This window comes from Clostridium pasteurianum BC1 (assembly GCF_000389635.1).
GTDB lineage: Bacteria > Bacillota > Clostridia > Clostridiales > Clostridiaceae > Clostridium_I > Clostridium_I pasteurianum_A.
In genome coordinates, this window is sequence record NC_021182.1 from 2,348,605 (window position 1) to 2,363,540 (window position 14,936).

Below are 14,936 nucleotides of genomic sequence, written 5' to 3' on the forward strand. Positions count from 1 at the left end.
AATATTGTCAACAAAGGAGGATAAAAATGAAGAAAAAGAGTACAGTTTATTTTGTACTGAGTATAGTAGTGATTGCAGTTTTAGCCTATTTAGGTGCTTTTGGATATGTGGGAAGTACATATGAAATAAAACCTTTTAGTAAGACTATAAACAGAGGACTCGACCTTCAGGGGGGAGTATCTGTGGTTGAACAGATTACAGATAAAAATGTATCAAATGCTACTATGCAGAGAACTATTCAGCTGCTCTCATTAAGAGTAAATAAAATGGGGGTAAGTGAAACCAACGTAGCTAAAGAAGGTGCTGACAAGATAAGAATTGATGTTCCTGGGAAAATTACCCCAGATGAAGTATTGAATACTATAGGAAAAACTGGTCAGCTTAAATTTGTAGGTCCTGATAATTCAACTATCTTAACAGGTAGCGATGTGAAAAGTGCCAGTGTAGGTACAGATCCACAGACCAACAAACCACTGATAAATCTTCAATTAAGTGACAGTGGTACTAAAAAATTTGCAGATGCCACTCAAAAATATTTAGGCCAGGCAATTTCCATATATATGGATGATCAACAGATTACAAGTCCTACAGTGGATACAGTCATCAGCGATGGTAAAGCGCAAATTAGTGGTAATTATACAATTGATACCGCAAAGCAGCAGGCAGATATTATAAGTGCAGGAGCTCTTCCTGTTACACTAAAAGCAGTTCAAGTTCAAACTGTAAGTGCTACACTTGGATCTACTGCACTTCCTATGAGTGTTAGGGCCGGTCTAGTAGGTATAGCAATAGTTTTGTCACTTATGTTTATATGGTTTAGGCGTCCGGGAATTATGGCGGATATTGCATTGATATTATATGTATTTTTAGTACTGTTGGTGTTTTCAGGTGTAGGTGCTACGCTTACTCTTTCAGGTATAGCAGGATTTTTGCTTACAGTTGGTATGGCTGTAGATGCAAATGTACTGATTTTTGCCAGAATAAAAGAGGAACTTAGAACTGGAAAGTCAATAAAATCTTCTACTAAAGCTGGATTTCAAAATGCTATGTCCTCCATAGTTGATTCCAATATAAATACAATAATCGCTGGATTGGTATTGTATTTTGTAGGTTCAGGTCCTGTAAAGGGATTTGCGTTAACACTTATAATTGGAGTACTTGTAAGCTTATTTACAGCATTGTTTGTAACAAAACATCTGCTGAATTGGTCTATAGATATTGGATTAATTAGTAAGCCTAAACATTTTGGAGTAAAGAGGGGGTAAACATATGCTGAAAGTTGTTGAAAAGAGAAAAATTTGGTTTACCATTTCCATAATTATAATAGTAATTGGCATAGGCTTTATGTGCTACAGAGGACTTAATTTCGGTATAGATTTTAGGGGTGGTACCCTTATGCAGATAAACATTAATAAAGATTTTAACAAACAGGATACAGACAAGATAATAGAGAAGTATGTTAAATCCAATGAATTTGAGAGTACAAAGGCCAATAATAAAGAGCTTACTATAAGAATTAATAGTGAAGCAATTTCTGATGCAAATACTACAAAATTATTTAATGATATTAAAGATAAATATAAATTAAAGGATTCAGATTTGATAAGTAGAGATAGGATAGGCGCAACTATTGGAAACGACCTTGTAAGAAATGCTGTAACTGCCTTATCAATATCCATAATTTTAATGTTATTTTTTATAGCATACAGATTTGAATTTAAATTTGGTTTAGCAGCTATAATAGCGCTTTTACATGATGTATTGATCACATTAAGTGTTTATGCTATAGGAAATCTGCAAATTAATACACCTTTTATAGCAGCAATTTTAACTATAATAGGATATTCCATAGCCGATACTATAGTTATATTTGACAGAATAAGGGAAAATCAAAAGAAGCTGCGAGGCAAAGAACTTATAGAAATTGCAGACACAAGTATTTCTCAAACCGTAGGAAGATCTATATGCACTGTAACTACTACAGTGGTTACAATAACCTGCTTACATATATTTGTTCCAGGTGTAAGGGAATTTACTATTCCTATACTAGTTGGTATAATCTCAGGATGTTATTCTTCAATATTTATAGCTAGTCCGATATGGTACTTATTTAAAAAGAGATCATCGGATAAAAAAAGAACTGATAAAAAAGAGCTTATTAAATAGACTAAATAATTGACTTAAATCGAAGTGACTGTGAGGCACTTCGATTTTTCTCTGAAAAATGTTTGTATTATATGGGATTATAATATATAATATATTATGTTTTCTACAAAGCTGGAGGAATAAATTATGGAAATAATTGAAGAAAATGTTCACTATTTAAAACAGCTAAAATTTCATAATCCCTTTTTTATGGACGGTATGCAAAAAGCTATAGATAAAGTTGTTAAGGCAGTAAATAATAGAGAGAAGATAATAATTTATGGCTACAGCGATGTAGACAGTATATATGGTATATCCATACTGTTTTTATTATTAAAATATCTTAATGCTGACGTAGAATATTTCATACCAGATGATATGGATGAGGAATATAGAATAAGCAGCGAATCATTAAAGGACTACATAAGATACCTTGGAGCAGATTTACTTATAACTGTAGGCTGTGGAAGTAATTCTAAAAAAGAAATTATACTGGCTAAGCAGCTGGGCATGGAGGTTATAATTACTGATTACCATGAGATTTATGAGGATTGTAAACAGGCAATACTTATAAATCCAAATAAAAAATTTTGCAAATATCCTTTTAAGTATTTATCTGCAGCGGGAATTGCATTTAAATTTTGTGAAGCAATTTCTATGTACTATAAAATAAAAGGTGTATATAAATATATAGATTTAGCTATGCTTGGCACTATTTCTAGTAAATTTCCTATAAAAGAAGAAAATAGAACCATAGTTGACGTGGGTTTAGAACATCTTGCTGCTACTAATAATTATGGAATAAAAGCACTTATAAAAATTAATAGGTTTAAGGAATTTAATGAGGGTATGGCAGTAAAATTGGTTGAGTCAGTTATTTCGACAAAAAGTGTAGTGGGAAGAATTGACAATGCTAGAATTGCAGTAGAACTCTTTACTACTCATGATAGCTATAGAGCATTGCAGATTGCCAAGTACTTAAATAAAGAGGTCTTAAAAAAATAAGTAATATAGGTCTATTTGATTTATGAATGTTGCCTGAACTTATATGTTTAATATGTAGTATTATATATCTAGATAATAATTTTTAAAATTCAGTGGAAGTTAAAAAAATTTCATTTGGGTATAAAGCTTTTTGTATATTGATTTAGGAGGAATAAAAATGAATTTAGAAAGTAAAATTAGGATTATTGAGGATTTCCCCAAAAAAGGTATAAGTTTTAAGGATATAACAACTTTACTTGAAGATAAAGCAGCCTTTAAATATACAATAGACTCCTTTTCTGAGTTATTAAAGGATAAAGATATAGACATAGTTGTAGGACCGGAAGCAAGGGGGTTTATGTTTGGGACTCCACTGGCTTATGCACTGGGAGCTGGCTTTGTACCAGCAAGAAAAAAAGGAAAATTACCTTGTGATACTTTAAGTATTGAATATGGTCTTGAATATGGAAAAGATGTTATTGAAATACATAAGGATGCTATTAAGCCAGGGCAAAAAGTTGCAATAATAGATGATTTACTTGCTACTGGTGGTACTATAGAGGCAGTAACGAAACTTGTTGAAGAAATGGGTGGAGAAGTTGTTTCTATAAATTTTCTCATAGAGCTTACTGGACTTAACGGAAGAGAAAAGTTAGAAAAATATGATATCAATTCATTGGTTACCTATGAGTTTTAGTTTTGACAAATTAAGGCATATGAAAATAAATAATAGATCAAAGATGTGACGTATATTTTAAATTAAACAAGGAAACAAGTTCTGATGATAGTGGGCTATCAGAGGGTTCTGTTGACGCAGTAGAATTTAAAATATACTAGCATACTGGCCTATTTATTTTTTGAATATGCCTTAGCTATTGTAACATAATTTTAAATTGCAAAAAAAGACATTATAATATATAATATTAGTAAAAATAATTGGGCTGGTTGTTAAACCAGCCTTTGATTTTAGGGAGAGAAAGCTGAATGCTGAGCAAGTTAATGGAAACAATAGATAAATACTGTTATAATGTTGATAAAGATTTTATTAATAAAGCCTATAATTTTGCTGTGGATGCCCATAAAAAACAAAAAAGGGAATCTGGAGAACCTTACATCATACATCCTGAGGAAGTTGCCCGCATTTTAGCTGAAATGGGTATGGATCAAAATACTATAGCAGCTGGTCTTTTGCATGATGTTATAGAGGATACAGAATATACCTATGAAGATGTCACAAGAGAATTTAATTCTGAAGTGGCAAATTTAGTTGAGGGTGTAACAAAGCTTGGAAAAATAAGCTATAAAACTAAAGAAGAACAACAGGCTGATAATGTAAGAAAAATGCTGCTTGCAATGGCAAAGGACATAAGGGTTATATTGATAAAATTATCCGATAGATTACACAACATGAGAACATTACGTTATATGTCAGTTCAAAAGCAAAAGGAAAAAGCTAAAGAAACCTTAGACATATTTGCTCCCCTTGCTCACAGACTTGGTATTTCAAAAATAAAATGGGAATTAGAGGATTTAGCTTTTAGATATATAAAACCAAATGAGTATTATGAACTGGTGGATGATATAGCAGAAAAAAGAGTAGAGAGAGAAGAATATATTAAAGGAATAATTGCTGAACTCCATAAAAATTTGGAAGATGCTAATATAATAGCTGATATAGATGGAAGACCTAAACATTTTTATAGTATATATAGAAAAATGGTAAATAAGAATAAAACTTTAGATCAGATATTTGATTTAACGGCTATAAGAATTTTAGTTAAAGATATAAGGGAATGTTATACAGTTCTTGGAATTGTTCACACAATGTATAAGCCTATACCGGGAAGATTTAAAGATTATATTGCCATGCCAAAGCCTAATATGTATCAATCGCTGCATTCAACAGTTATAGGACCACAGGGAAAGTCCTTTGAAATACAAATAAGAACTCATGAAATGCATAAAACGGCAGAATATGGTATTGCAGCTCACTGGAAATATAAGGAGGGAATGACGGAAGGAATAACGGAAGATCCCGATGGAAAAATTTCAGAACCTGTAAAAGCAGATTTTGATACTAAGCTTACATGGGTAAGGGAAATGCTGGATTGGCAAAAGGAAACTACAAATCCAGAGGAATTTATGGAAAATTTCAAAATCGATTTATTCGAAGATGAGGCTTTTGTGTTTACACCTAAGGGTAAGGTAATCAACCTTCCTTCTGAAGCTACACCTGTAGATTTTGCTTACAAAATACATACAGATATAGGAAACAGATGTATAGGTGCTAAGGTAAATGGGAGAATAGTACCATTAGATTACAAACTGAAAACAGGTGAAATAGTAGAAGTTTTAACTTCAGGAATAACAAAAGGTCCTAATATACAATGGCTTAATAACGTTAAAAGTAATCAGGCAAAAATTAAGATAAAAGCTTGGTTTAAGAAGGCTAAAAGGGAAGAAAACATAAATAGAGGGAAAGAAATACTAGAGAAGGAAGCAAAAAAACAAGGCTATAATTTTGCTGAATTTATAAAGGAAATTGGCTTAGAACAAATTTTAAAGAAGAACAATGTTAATAGTATAGAGGATCTTTATGTCTCTGTGGCTATTGGAACCACATCGCCATCATTGCTGGTATCAAAACTTAAGGAAAACATGCAGGGAAAAAGCCCCTCTGCTGCTGATGAATCAGCTTTAAAGGATATAAAAGAACACATAAATAAAGAAGTCAAGAAAGAGAAGGCAAGAAAGAGTTATAATCCTGGAGTTACAGTAAAAGGGGAAACTGATATACTTGTTAGATTTTCTAAATGTTGCAATCCTGTACCAGGAGACGATATAATTGGATATATAACCAAAGGGAGAGGAGTATCTATCCATAGAAAAGATTGTGAAAACGCCAATAATTTGATAAGACAGGATGGAAGCAGAATAGTAGAAGTGGCTTGGGGTAATGGAAATGAGGCTTATGTTGCGGAAATTCAGATAAAGGCAGATGATAGACCAAGACTTTTGACAGATATAATGGAAATATTAAATTCTATGGATACAAGTATTCAATCTATGAGTGCAAAAGCAGTAAAAGGTGACATAGCCTTTATTACTTTTAAAATTAAAATAGTTGATATAAGCCATTTAGATATACTTATGAGAAACATAAAAAAGCTAAGAGGTGTTATGGAAGTATATAGAACAAAAAATTAGGAGGTAATTATGAAAATTAATATTATACCAGCAGGTATTTATGATGCCAATTGTTATATTCTAATTGATGAAGATACAAATGAAGCAGCAGTAATTGATCCCGGTGGCGATGCACAGATTCTTATAAATAATATAAAGGCTTCACAGGCTAAGGTTAAAATGATTTTATTGACTCACGGCCATGCAGATCATACAGGAGCGGTAAGTGAACTTAGAAATGAATTTGGGTGCAGTGTTTATATAAATGAAAAGGATGCAGAATTAATAGATAAAAATATTCCTATTTATGGCAACCAAGATGAAAATGGAGATAAATTCATTAGTGAAGGTGATTTGCTTAAATTCGGAAATTGTGAAATTAAATGTGTGGAAACTCCAGGACACACACCAGGAGGAATGTGTTTTTTCATAGACAATTTAGTTTTTACTGGTGATACGCTTTTTAACAGATCCATTGGAAGAACAGATTTTCAAGGTGGAGATTATAATACAATAATAAATAGTATAAAGAATAAATTAATGATATTGCCTGATGCTACAGTAGTTTATCCTGGACATGGACCGGAATCAAGTATAGGTTTTGAAAAAAAAAATAATCCCTTTTTATAAGGTCGAATACCAGTGGAGAAAATATGACTAAAATAAAGATCTCTAATGAAAAATTTAAATATGAAATATATAATATATTTCATTTGTTTTATGATGAAATAAAATTTGTAAATGATGATGAATATGATTACCAAGTTATAATTAAAGAGAATAATCTGCAAATTTTATATAATAATACATGTGAAAACTACATTTTTGAAGAAAAGCTCACAGAAAAAGAAAATGTGAAAAAAATTTTGTACAAATATGTAAATAAAATTACAAATGTGGAAATTCCCTGGGGAACCCTTGTGGGTATTAGACCCACTAAAATAGCATTAAAGCTTATGAAAGATGGGAAAAAACAGGAGGAAATAAGGGAGTACTTTAAAGAGCATAGTTTAACGAGAGCAGATAAAGCAGAGCTCTGCATAGATGTAGCAACGGCTGAAGAGTCTATTGTGAATAAGGACACTAATTCTATAAGTGTATATATAGGTATGCCCTTTTGCCCTACAAGATGCCTTTATTGCAGCTTTATATCGGATACTATACAAAACTGTAAGGATGTAATAGAGTCTTATTTAAAGGCAATGTATTATGAAATAGAAAACATATCTACTTATATTAAGAAAAAGGGTCTTTCCATAGAATGTGTATATTTCGGAGGCGGTACTCCCACGTCTATAGGCAATGAACAATTTGAAGAAACTATGGCTAAGATATATAATAGTTTTATAAAGGATAATAATGTAAAGGAATTTACAGTGGAATGCGGAAGACCTGATAGTATTACAGTAGAAAAGCTTAACACATTAAAAAAATATGGAGTTCATAGAATAAGTATAAACCCTCAAACTATGAATGATACTACCCTTAGGCTTATAGGCAGAGGACATAACTCTAAGGATGTAATAGATAAATTTAGGCTTGCCAGAGGCATAGGTTTTGATAACATAAATGTGGATATAATTGTAGGCCTTCCAGGAGAAGGCTTAAAAGAAATTGAATATACTTGCAGTAAAATTTTACAGTTAAGTCCGGATAGCTTAACTGTTCATGGTATGTCCTTAAAAAGAGGATCAAAGCTGCATCAAAATATATTGAATAACATTTATATGAAGGTAGCTATGCAAGATGAGCTTAACAAAATGTATGATGAAACAGTAAAGCTTTCTAAGGCTTTAAAGCTTAAACCCTACTATATGTATAGACAAAAAAACATGGTGGGAAACATGGAGAATGTAGGCTATTCAAGCTTAGGCAAGGAATGCATATATAATATAGAAATGATTGAAGAAAGGCAGACTATTATAGCCATAGGAGCTAATGCAGTTTCTAAAATTATATTTTTAGAGGAAAACAGATTGGAAAGATTCCCTAATGTTAAAGATGTAAGGGAATATACTAAAAGGATAGAAGAAAAAGTTAAAAGTAAAATAAAATTTCTAAATGAATTATACTGATTAGGAGGATGCAAAATGGCAATTCAAGCACCAAAGGGTACAAAAGATATGCTGCCACAAAATGCCTATAAATGGTACTACATAGAGGATAAATTAAGACATATTGCAGCAACTTATGCCTGTAGAGAAATAAGAACCCCTGCTTTTGAGAGTACTGAATTATTTGAGAGAGGTGTAGGTGATACTACAGATGTAGTTCAAAAGGAAATGTATACCTTTGAAGATAAGGGGGGGAGAAGTGTAACTCTTAAACCGGAAGGAACGTCACCAGCAGTAAGAGCTTTTGTGGAAAATTCACTTTTTAATGAAGCTCAGCCAACTAAACTGTATTATTTTACACCTGTTTTCAGATATGAAAATGTTCAAAAGGGAAGACTAAGAGAGCACCATCAGTTTGGTATAGAAATTTTTGGATCAAAGGAAGCTTCTTTGGATGCAGAAATTATAAGTCTTGCCATGAGAGCTTTTAGAGAATTTGGAATAAGGGGTCTTAAATTAAACATAAACAATATAGGGTGTCCAAAGTGTAGAAAAACCTATAATGATGCTTTAAAAGCATATTTAAAGGAAAATTATGATGATTTATGTGATGTATGTAAATCAAGATTTGAAAAGAATCCTATGAGAATATTGGATTGTAAAAATAAAGATTGTAAGAAAATTGTAGAAGGTGCACCTGTCATACTGGATTATGTATGTGACGATTGCAGAGAACACTTTGATAAATTACAAAGCTATCTTACTGCTCTTGGCATAGAATTTAAGATAGACCCACTTATAGTAAGAGGACTTGATTATTATACTAAAACAGTATTTGAGATTATAAATAAGGATATTACTGTTTGCGGCGGAGGAAGATATGATGGCTTAATTCAGGAAATAGGAGGGCCAGAAATGCCAGCAGTAGGATTTGGCATGGGACTTGAAAGGCTTATACTTACCTTAGAAGAAGAGGGAATAGAAATTCCAAAGTCTAATTATATAGATTTATATATTGCATCAATGGATGAAGCTAGTAAAATAGAAGCATTAAAAATTGTGAATTCCTTAAGAGAAAAAGGCATAAAATGTGATTGCAATCACATGTCCAGAAATGTAAAAGGACAGATGAAATATTCAAATAAAATTGAGGCTGCCTATACTATTGTATTGGGAGAATCGGAGCTTAATGAAAAAAGAGCAAAACTTAAGAGAATGAATGATGGAGAGCAGATAGATATAGATATAACTGATTTAGAGGATATTGTATTAAAGATTAAATAGACTAGGTTTCATTAATTTTTTAGGAGGAAGTAATATGGGAGAAGCATTAAAAGGTCTTAAAAGAACCGTTATGTGCGGTGACCTTAGAGAAAGTAATATAGGAAATACTGTTACTGCTATGGGTTGGGTTCAGAAAAAGAGAAATTTAGGTGGTCTTGTATTTGTAGATTTAAGAGATAGAACAGGACTTCTTCAAGTGGTGTTTGGAGAAGAAATAAATAGTGATGCCTTTACAAAAGCTGATACTGTAAAGTCTGAATACTGTATAGCTGTTACTGGTAAGATAGTTAAAAGAGAAGCACCAAATGAAAATATGCCTACAGGCATGGTGGAATTACTAGGAGAAAATATAAAAATTTTATCCGAAAGTGAAACTCCACCAATATACATAAAAGAAAATCTGGATGCAGGAGAGAATATAAGACTTAAATACAGATATCTTGATTTAAGAAGACCGGATATGCAGAGTATTTTCAAAATAAGGCATAAAGCTGCAAAGATTATAAGAGACTTTCTAGATGAAAAAGAGTTTTTAGAAGTTGAAACTCCAATGCTTACTAAAAGTACTCCTGAGGGTGCAAGAGACTATCTTGTACCAAGCAGAAATTTTAATGGGAAGTTTTATGCATTACCTCAATCACCACAGCTTTTTAAGCAGCTTTTGATGGTTTCAGGCTTTGACAAATATTTTCAAATTGTAAAATGCTTTAGAGACGAGGATTTAAGAGCAAATAGGCAGCCGGAGTTTACACAGGTGGATATGGAACTTTCCTTTGTAGAGGAAAATGACATAATAGCATTGAATGAAGAACTTTTAACAAGAGTATTTAAAGAAGTGGCTGGAGTGGAAATTAAAACTCCTATTGAGAGAATGCCATACAAAATAGCTATGGAGAAATATGGCAGTGATAAACCAGATCTAAGATTTGGAATGGAAATAAGTGATTTAAGTGAAGTAGTTAAAGATACTGAATTTAAAGTGTTTAAGGATGCTCTGGAGAATGGCGGAAGTGTAAGGGCTATAAAAGCTGAAGGCTGTGGTGCCATGGGAAGAAAACAAATAGATAAGCTGGGAGAATTTGTTAAAACCTTTAAGGCAAAGGGCCTTGCTTGGATAGCCGTTAAGGAAAATGAAATAAAATCCCCAATAGCAAAATTTCTTACAGAGGAGCAGTTAAAGGCTATAATAGCTGCGGTAGGTGCTAAGACTAACGATTTAGTATTAATAGTTGCCGACAAAAACAGCGTAGTATTTCAAGCCCTTGGTGAATTAAGATTGCACCTTGCAAAGGAGCTGGAACTGTTAAAGGATAATAAAGAGTTCAGATTTGTTTGGATAACTGAATTCCCTCTTCTATCCTATAATGAGGAGGAGAATAGATTCCAAGCAGAGCATCATCCTTTTACAATGCCTATGGATGAAGATATTGAGTATCTTGAAAGTGACCCGGGAAGAGTAAGAGCTAAAGCTTATGATATAGTTTTAAATGGAGAAGAACTAGGCGGAGGAAGTATTAGAATACATGAAACAGATCTTCAGGAAAAAATGTTTAAAGTCCTTGGATTTACAAAGGAAAGTGCCTGGGAGAGATTTGGTTTCCTACTGGAAGCCTTTAAATATGGTCCACCACCACATGGCGGATTGGCTTATGGCTTTGATAGAATGATAATGTTCCTTGCAGGTACAGAAAATATAAAGGATGTTATAGCTTTCCCTAAAAATCAAAATGCTGCCTGTGTTATGACAGAAGCACCTAATGTAGTAGATGAAAAACAGCTTCAGGAATTAGGTATAAGTATAGCAAAAGAGGAAAAATAATATAAAAATTACCATTCTAAAAACTAAGTTACTGTAGTATAATAGATTTATACGATGACTACCAACTCTAATACTCCCATCGCTTTTCGTAAAGTGAGAGTAAAGAGTGGCTACGTCCCTGGATAACGATTTACCCTAAAGGACAACGATTTCTAAGTATCGAAAATACCGATACCAAGAACTCTGTTAGTAAGCATCAGAGGTCATAAACAAAAACTCCATCTGATACCAAGAAACTCTGTTTATAGAAAGAACAATTGAATAGAACTCCTACTGTGTACGAGAATTGAATTTATGTTGACCCAACACTTTTTTCCTGGGAACCTAACTCTCCCTGTGGAATGATACTTATTTGTATAAATAAGAACAAGAAGCAGGAAGGCGGTGCCCACCTGCTGAGAGCGGGTTATCTTTTAAGTTCATGAAACGGCACAGCAGGAGTTTTTTGTTATATAACAGAAAAATTGAAGCTGTTTCACAATGCATATCTATGCATTGCGAGACAGCTTTTTAACTATTCTACTATTGAAAATAATTATTAAAATCTAATTTTTAATAATTAAATAAGACTGTTCTCAAAAGAAATAAATATTGATTTCTTTTGAGACAGCCCCTTTAACAATGAGTTGTGGGATTAATGGTGAAATTTATATTAAACCATTGGCTTTTTCTTCAAAAACAGAAGCTTTGATAAAGAGGATACCATAGCAATGGCTATAGCTATTGAACCAGCAGCACCTAAAGTTTGGATAGCATAAATAGTGGCCTTTGCTGTATTGCCAAGGATAGTTTCATACATAGTGTAATACATGCCATTACCTGGTACCAGAGGTATAATACCGCATATTATAAAAGTAGTTACTGGAGCCTTACGCAGCCTTGCCATTATTTCAGAATAAATAGATGCGGCTATAGCTCCTAAAAATAAGGATAATATATTTGAATTATATAAATGGTGCACTATTAAATATACGAACCAGGAAATACCACCGCCTATACCTGCTATAAAAACATTTTTTCCCTTTATATTATAGATTATTGCAAAGCATAAAGATGTAATAAAGGAGTAAAGGGCATACATAATCATATATTTATACCTCCCGAAAACGCAAACCAAATTTTAAAAACCATACCGGTACCAACAGCTATAGCCACAGCTATAAAAAAAGCTTCGATTGCTCTAGCGGTTCCAGAAATTAAATCTCCATTCATGGCATCTCTAATGGCATTTGTTATTGCAAGTCCAGGTACTAGAAGCATTATATCTCCAATTATAACTTTATCATAGTGAGTTGAAAGGCTAAGTTTGTAAGAAATAATTGCCAGAAGTGCAGCTTCTGCACCTCCTACTATGTTTGTAAAAAAATAATCTACTTTAAATTTTGATATCAAATTTGTTGAATATTTTATAATTCCAGCTATAATAAAAGCCGCCCAAAAGTCCTTAAAATTACCACCAAACAGTATAGTAAAAAATGCACCAATAAAGCAAGCTGCCAATAAGGTCATTTTATTGGAATAGGAAGGACTATTTTTTATTGAAATAAGTTTCATTTCTACATCTTCAATAGTTAATTGTTTTCTTTCTATAATTCTTGAAAGATCGTTAATCTTAGATATTTTATCTATATTAAAAGTTCTGTTTACTATTCTCTTTATAACTGAAATATTTATATTTTCAGCATTCTTACCTGAAATTATTATTGCTGTAGGGGTGGCATATGCATCTAAGGAAGCAACTCCAAGAGCTTTTGATATTCTTATCATTGTTTCTTCAACTCTATAGGTTTCAGCTCCATTTTCAAGCATTATTTTACCAGCTTCTGCAGCTAAGTCTAATATTTTATTAGTCTCCATTTGCATCTCCTTAATAGTATTTAGCCATATTCAAATAAATAACTTGTCAGTATGCTGGTCTATTTTGAATCTTACTATTTATTTTCACAAGCTTTATAAATTTACAAGCATATTATAGCACAAATAAATAGTTCAAATTACTGTTGTTTTATTTCAATTTACATTATATAATCATAATTATAGTGGAAATTATATAAGCTGCAATTAAAATATTACATTTCATTAATATGTACATAAAATAATTATTAAATTAAAATAACTTTTTACTGTATGGATATTTAATGTAGCCTATATAGGAATAATATTATTATTTATTAATAAAAGGGAGTGTAAACATTGGATTTTCAAAACGTTAAGGAAAATGACCAGAATGTATATGAAATAATAGCAAAAGAACATGAAAGACAAGAAAATAATATTGAACTTATAGCTTCAGAAAACTTTACTAGTGAAGCCGTTATGGAAGCTATGGGATCATATCTTACGAATAAATATGCAGAAGGTTATCCTGGAAAAAGATATTATGGTGGTTGTCATATAGTTGATCAGGTAGAAGATTTAGCACGGGATAGAATGAAGGAATTATTTGGTGGAGATCATGTAAATGTACAAGCACATTCTGGTTCACAGGCAAATATGGCAGTATATTTCTCAGTATTAAAGCCTGGAGATACTATACTTGGTATGGATTTAAGTCATGGTGGACATTTAACACATGGAAGTCCAGTTAGCTTTTCAGGAAAATTGTTTAATGTAGTAAGTTATGGAGTAAACAAGGACACTGAAACTATAGATTATGAAGAACTTAGAATGAAAGCAATTGAGCATAAACCTAAGATGATAGTAGCCGGTGCCAGTGCCTATTCAAGAATAATAGATTTTAAGAAATTTAGAGAGATCAGTGATGAAGTTGGAGCCTATTTAATGGTAGATATGGCTCATATAGCAGGTCTTGTAGCTGGAGGAATGCATCCATCACCAGTACCTTATGCAGATTTTGTAACTACTACAACCCACAAGACTTTAAGAGGACCTAGAGGTGGAGCTATTATCTGTAAAGAAAAATATGCAAAGGATTTAGACAAGACAATATTTCCTGGAATACAGGGTGGCCCATTAATGCATATAATTGCTGGAAAGGCAGTATGCTTTGGAGAAGCTTTAAAGCCTGAATTTAAGGATTATGCCAATCAAATAGTGAAAAATGCAAAAGTGCTTGCAGAGGAACTTACAAAATATGGTTTCAGATTGGTATCTGGGGGTACAGATAATCATCTTATACTCATAGATTTAACTAACAAAGATATAACTGGTAAGGATGCAGAAAAACTTTTAGATTCTGTGAGAATTACAGCAAATAAAAACACAATTCCCTTTGAGACAAAGAGTCCTTTTATTACAAGTGGTATAAGAATAGGAACAGCAGCTGTAACTACCAGAGGCTTTAAAGAGGAAGAAATTAAGCAGGTTGCGGCTTTCATTAATGAAGCTATCGAAAAGAGAGATCAGGATTTAACTGAATTAAAAGAAAGAGTAACAGCTTTATGCAATAAGTTCCCTATATATAAATAAGATATAACTAATATAGATTATTATAGAAAAAGCAT

The 14,936-nt window shown here is 32.3% G+C and carries 12 protein-coding genes and 1 other RNA gene; 11 read left to right on the top strand and 2 right to left on the bottom strand.

All coding sequences use genetic code 11. From position 1 onward, the window contains the following. Positions 1 to 26 precede the first annotated feature (26 nt). The 10 genes from secD (at position 27) to ssrS (ending at position 11,917) form a co-directional block, all read left to right on the top strand. A complete protein-coding gene (gene secD / locus CLOPA_RS10985) occupies positions 27 to 1,265 on the top strand; it encodes a protein translocase subunit SecD (RefSeq protein WP_015615496.1) in 1,239 nt (412 codons plus the stop codon). Positions 1,266 to 1,269: 4 nt separating this feature from the next. Next, entirely contained in the window at positions 1,270 to 2,166 is an 897-nt protein-coding gene (gene secF, locus CLOPA_RS10990) for a protein translocase subunit SecF (protein ID WP_015615497.1), read from the top strand. Between the two features lie 126 nt (positions 2,167 to 2,292). Further along, positions 2,293 to 3,150: a DHH family phosphoesterase gene (locus CLOPA_RS10995; RefSeq protein ID WP_015615498.1), complete on the top strand. Its 858-nt coding sequence runs from the start codon at positions 2,293 to 2,295 to the stop codon at positions 3,148 to 3,150. A gap of 157 nt (positions 3,151 to 3,307) precedes the next feature. Further along, positions 3,308 to 3,826: an adenine phosphoribosyltransferase gene (locus tag CLOPA_RS11000; RefSeq protein ID WP_015615499.1), complete on the top strand. Its 519-nt coding sequence runs from the start codon at positions 3,308 to 3,310 to the stop codon at positions 3,824 to 3,826. Between the two features lie 287 nt (positions 3,827 to 4,113). Continuing rightward, positions 4,114 to 6,336, top strand: coding sequence for a RelA/SpoT family protein (locus CLOPA_RS11005; RefSeq protein WP_015615500.1), 2,223 nt, complete (start codon positions 4,114 to 4,116; stop codon positions 6,334 to 6,336). 9 nt (positions 6,337 to 6,345) lie between these two features. After that, positions 6,346 to 6,945: an MBL fold metallo-hydrolase gene (locus CLOPA_RS11010; protein ID WP_015615501.1), complete on the top strand. Its 600-nt coding sequence runs from the start codon at positions 6,346 to 6,348 to the stop codon at positions 6,943 to 6,945. 23 nt (positions 6,946 to 6,968) lie between these two features. Continuing rightward, positions 6,969 to 8,390, top strand: coding sequence for a coproporphyrinogen III oxidase (locus CLOPA_RS11015; protein WP_015615502.1), 1,422 nt, complete (start codon positions 6,969 to 6,971; stop codon positions 8,388 to 8,390). A gap of 15 nt (positions 8,391 to 8,405) precedes the next feature. Further along, positions 8,406 to 9,653, top strand: coding sequence for a histidine--tRNA ligase (gene hisS / locus CLOPA_RS11020; protein WP_015615503.1), 1,248 nt, complete (start codon positions 8,406 to 8,408; stop codon positions 9,651 to 9,653). A gap of 34 nt (positions 9,654 to 9,687) precedes the next feature. After that, the gene (gene aspS / locus CLOPA_RS11025) at positions 9,688 to 11,472 is read left to right on the top strand and encodes an aspartate--tRNA ligase (RefSeq protein ID WP_015615504.1); all 1,785 of its coding nucleotides are present in this window, start codon (positions 9,688 to 9,690) and stop codon (positions 11,470 to 11,472) included. 264 nt (positions 11,473 to 11,736) lie between these two features. Beyond that, positions 11,737 to 11,917, top strand: a non-coding RNA gene (gene ssrS / locus CLOPA_RS24375) — 6S RNA. A 207-nt stretch (positions 11,918 to 12,124) separates the two neighbouring features. Here ssrS and CLOPA_RS11030 read toward each other — a convergent pair. Both CLOPA_RS11030 and CLOPA_RS11035 read right to left on the bottom strand, forming a co-directional pair. Continuing rightward, positions 12,125 to 12,559 (bottom strand): threonine/serine exporter family protein, encoded by a 435-nt coding sequence (locus CLOPA_RS11030; RefSeq protein ID WP_015615505.1) that lies wholly within the window; start codon positions 12,557 to 12,559, stop codon positions 12,125 to 12,127. After that, complete coding sequence (locus CLOPA_RS11035) at positions 12,556 to 13,329, bottom strand: threonine/serine ThrE exporter family protein (RefSeq protein WP_015615506.1); 774 nt, start codon at positions 13,327 to 13,329, stop codon at positions 12,556 to 12,558. Before CLOPA_RS11035 ends, CLOPA_RS11030 begins: the two co-directional genes overlap by 4 nt. Positions 13,330 to 13,665: 336 nt before the next feature. On the opposite strand from CLOPA_RS11035, the gene glyA reads away from it, so the two are divergent. Next, positions 13,666 to 14,901, top strand: a complete 1,236-nt coding sequence (glyA, locus tag CLOPA_RS11040) for a serine hydroxymethyltransferase (protein WP_015615507.1) — start codon at positions 13,666 to 13,668, stop codon at positions 14,899 to 14,901. The last annotated feature ends 35 nt before the right edge of the window (positions 14,902 to 14,936 follow it).